The organism is Maribacter sp., assembly GCF_016744255.1.
Lineage (GTDB): Bacteria > Bacteroidota > Bacteroidia > Flavobacteriales > Flavobacteriaceae > Maribacter_B.
This window is the reverse complement of sequence record NZ_JADGES010000160.1, coordinates 1-4,218: the sequence shown is the minus strand read 5'-3', so window position 1 is coordinate 4,218 and position 4,218 is coordinate 1. Positions and strand designations below refer to the sequence as shown.

Below are 4,218 nucleotides of genomic sequence, written 5' to 3'. Positions count from 1 at the left end.
ATGGAGAAAACACAAATTTCATATTGGAACGATGACCTTTGGGTGACTTTAAGTCACCAGCCAGAAACTATGGACTTTAAGTCCATAGTGGTTCATTTAAACAAAATACTGGATGCGGTCATTAGTTTTTTGCAATAGGGGCATTTAAGCAATGTTCCGGAATTCCAAAGCTATCTATTAATACATTAATATGTGGTCTTAGCTCTGTGCATAAGCGCTCTACCCTTTGTCTTATAGCTTTGGATTTAGTTCCGCTAATATAACCTTGCTCTAAATACCAGCTAGCATCTTGCCTTATTTCTTGTAAGGCGTATAATGCACCAATTTTTTTAAATAAATGCTGATATTTTTCCTCCTGTATTTGGTTCGTATAGGAATGGAATTTCTCATAAGCTAAGGCTGTACTATATGCTTTTCCAAGAGCTAGTAAATGTGTTTGTACTTTTAAAAATGCTTGGTAAGAAGGCATTCCTTTTTTAATATATTCTCGTATCCGCATAGCAACACTATAGGTTAGTCTACGTGTTCGGTACTCTAGTGCGTGTAAATGAAAATTAGAGTCGTACAAATGCTCTGTATCTACTTTACTCGTGTATATAGGATTTATACTGGTAATTTTATCATTGATCTGTACGCTCAATAGCTTTAAAACAGAAGTGAACCCTGCACTATTAAATTCCGATTTAAACTCTGATAAAACGCCCTTAGCGGCCAATTGTAATAGTACATTGTTATCTCCTTCAAAAGTGGTAAAAATATCTACATCATTCTTTAAGTCACCAATAGTGTTCTCTAATAAATACCCTTTGCCACCACAGGCTTCTCTACATTCTTGAATTGCATTATTGGCATACCAAGTAATAACAGCTTTTAATCCTGCTGCTTGGGTTTCTATTTTTCTTTTGTCCACTATACTATCATCACAATACTGCATCATCATATCGTCTAAAGTAATATGATACACATATGCACTGGCTACTAACGGAATTAAACGTAATTGGTGCGTGGGGTAATCCATTAATAAATCTTCTTGTGCTTTTTTATTGTCATTAAATTGCCTCCTTTGTAAAGCATGTTTTATGGCAATGGTTAAAGATTTTTTTGCGCCACCTAGCCCTGCTCTTGCTACGCAAATTCGTCCTCCAACTAAAGTGCCAAGCATAGTAAAGAAACGTTTATTTGGGTTTTTTATCTCGGAGTAATATTTTCCTTCCGCATCAATAGAGCCATATTTGTTTAATAAATTTTCTTTAGGAACAGCAACTTGGTTAAACCATATTTTGCCATTATCGACTCCATTAAGGCCTAATTTATATCCGTTGTCTTCTATTTTTATCCCAGGAAATAATGTATGATTGTCGTCTCGTAAGGGAACAAGAATGGCGTGTACGCCTTCATTTTTTCCATTTACTATTAATTGAGCAAAAACAGAAGCCATTGTAGAATCAAGAGCATTGCCTATATATTCTTTATTGTCAAGTTTTCCAGGAGTATGAATTATTATTTGGTCTAATTCTTGGTCATATGTGGCGGTAGTTTTTATGCCACGAACATTAGATCCATGCCCCGTTTCTGTCATAGCAAAGCAACCTAGTAACTCCGCTTTTCCAGTTTTTTCTAAATACTTTTTATAATGTTTTTCAGTGCCTAATTTTTGAATGCTACCTCCGAAAAGACCAAATTGTACTCCGAATTTTATAGCCATACTACCATCTATATACATCATGCTTTCGAAAATGGCAGCATAGCCTTCCATGTTGTTACTTCCGCCAAATTCCTTTGGGTATGCCATAGCGCCATAGCCTTGTTTTCCTAAAAAAGATACTTGCTCTAGTACTTTTTTTCGATGCATAGATTTATCTCTATCTATAGTGCCTTGAAATATAGGAGAGGAAAGTTCTTTTCTGAAATCATCTACGACTTTTGCCTGCTTTCCTTTTAATAAAGAATCTATTATTTTGGAGTTGTATTCTCTGGAATTAAATGAAGTATTTCTTAGTGTAGAAAATAGATGGTTGTAGTGATTGGGTTGTAGCCCTAAATTAGTTTCAATATGTATTAAAGATTCATTAACAGGGCAATCCTTGTAATATATATTGCAAATTTTATGACTAAATAATGTCAAAGGAAAAGAATCATTTTCAACCAATTGGATTTTAGATAAATCGATTAATGTTTTCCAAGATTTAAATTCCTTATTTTTTGGCGGTTGTTCTTTGTTTAACCACGTATTTAATGTTTTTTTATCTGTGTGGGTTAATGTGTTATCCTTTGTAATAGTAGTTTTAACAACATTGATTTCGGAAGCAGAAAGTAAATCATCGGACCAAATAACATAAAAAATGGGTAGGTACTGTAGTATAGTTTTAGAATATTGAATTTTTTCCATAAAATGAATTTACAATTATTATTTGTAAATAATTTATGCTAAAAACTGAATCATAAAAAAAGCAACCCCGATTACTTTTGTAATCGGGGTTGCTAAAAATAATTTAATGGTATTAAGCTAATTAAAGTGCTTTAGGACCAGCTGCTAAAATTTCAGGATTCACTCCATCTTGAAATTGTTTAAAGTTTTCTGCGAATAAAGAAATTAGCTTGTTTTTAGTTGCAGCATATTTTTCTTTATCATCCCAAGTATTAATTGGCACTAAAACTTCACTAGGAACGCCTGGACATTCTGTTGGAATTTGAAAACCAAATTCTTCGTCCTTAACGTAAGTTACGTTGTCAAAACTACCATGGTGAATTGCATCAATCATAGCTCTTGTATGCTTTAGTTTCATACGAGAACCACTACCATTCCATCCTGTGTTTACAAGCCAAGCATTAACTTTGTGTCCTTTTATTTTTTGAGCTAGTAATTCAGCATATTTGTTAGGGTGCCACATCATGAATGCTGCTCCGAAACATGCACTAAAGTTAGGAGTTGGTTCTGTAATGCCCATCTCGGTACCTGCCATCTTTGCAGTATAACCAGAAATAAAGTGATAACTAGCTTGTTCAGGAGTAAGTTTACTTACTGGAGGCAATACACCAAAAGCATCACAAGTAAGAAATATTACATTTGTAGGATGGCCAGCAACACAAGGAATTTGTACGTTATCAATAAAATTGATTGGATATGAAGCCCTAGTGTTTTCGGTTATTGAAATATCTGTGTAATCAACTTTTCTTGAATTTTTGTCATAAACTACATTTTCCAAAACCGTTCCAAAACGGATGGCATTGTAAATGTCAGGCTCATTTTCAGGAGTTAAATCAATTGCTTTTGCATAACATCCACCTTCAATATTAAATGTTCCTTCATTAGTCCAGCAATGCTCATCATCACCAATCAACTTACGTTTTGGATCCGCACTTAAAGTCGTTTTACCAGTTCCAGAAAGGCCAAATAAGATAGACACATCTCCTTCTTCACCTACGTTAGCAGAACAGTGCATTGGTAATACATCTTGCAATGGCATTAAGTAGTTCATTACAGAGAAAATACCTTTTTTCATTTCACCAGCATATTCTGAACCTAAAATAACGATTTCCTTACGTTCTAAGTTTAAATCAACACTGGTTTTAGAAGTCATTTCAGAAGTGTAACGGTTAGCTGGGAACTGACCTGCGTTGAAAATCACGTAATCAGGCTCACCAAAATTAGCTAATTCTTCTTCTGTTGGCATAATCAACATGTTCTGCATGAACAATGCATGGTAGGCTCTTGTACAAACGATTCTGGTTTTGATTCTATAGTTTGGATCCCATCCTGCGTAAGCGTCAACTACAAATAAGTGTTCGCGAGTATTTAAATAATCAAGAGCTCTTTCGTGGTTTACCATAAAGGTGTGCTCATCTAAGCCCATGTTAATATCTCCCCAATCAATATTTTTTTCAGAATCTGGGTGTCTTACGATACGCTTATCCTTTGGACTACGTCCTGTTTTTTCTCCTGAGAATGTCATTAACGCACCTACATCAGAAATAGCAGTTCCCTTTTCTAATCTTAATCCTAGTTCATACAATACAGGAACACTGCTGTTTCTATAAATTTTTTCGGTTTCAATTCCGTACTGGTGTAAATCAAATTTTGTTGCCATTATTTTTATTTTAAAATTGGTATTTGATGTTGTTAATAATTCTATACAAAGGATGCTATTATTGTAAATAAAAAAGATGACAAATGTCAGGTTTGTCGCTGGTTGGTCAACTATAACGATGTAATTGTAA

General features: G+C 34.3%; 2 protein-coding genes. Both read right to left on the bottom strand.

The annotated features are described in order from the left end of the window. Positions 1–121: 121 nt before the first annotated feature. Positions 122–2,389 carry an acyl-CoA dehydrogenase gene (locus QZZ51_RS16250; protein ID WP_291871600.1) on the bottom strand — a complete coding sequence of 756 codons (2,268 nt, stop codon included), beginning with the start codon at positions 2,387–2,389 and terminating at the stop codon, positions 122–124. Between the two features lie 121 nt (positions 2,390–2,510). Continuing rightward, positions 2,511–4,088: a phosphoenolpyruvate carboxykinase (ATP) gene (gene pckA / locus QZZ51_RS16245; protein WP_291871597.1), complete on the bottom strand. Its 1,578-nt coding sequence runs from the start codon at positions 4,086–4,088 to the stop codon at positions 2,511–2,513. Between the last annotated feature and the right edge of the window lie 130 nt (positions 4,089–4,218).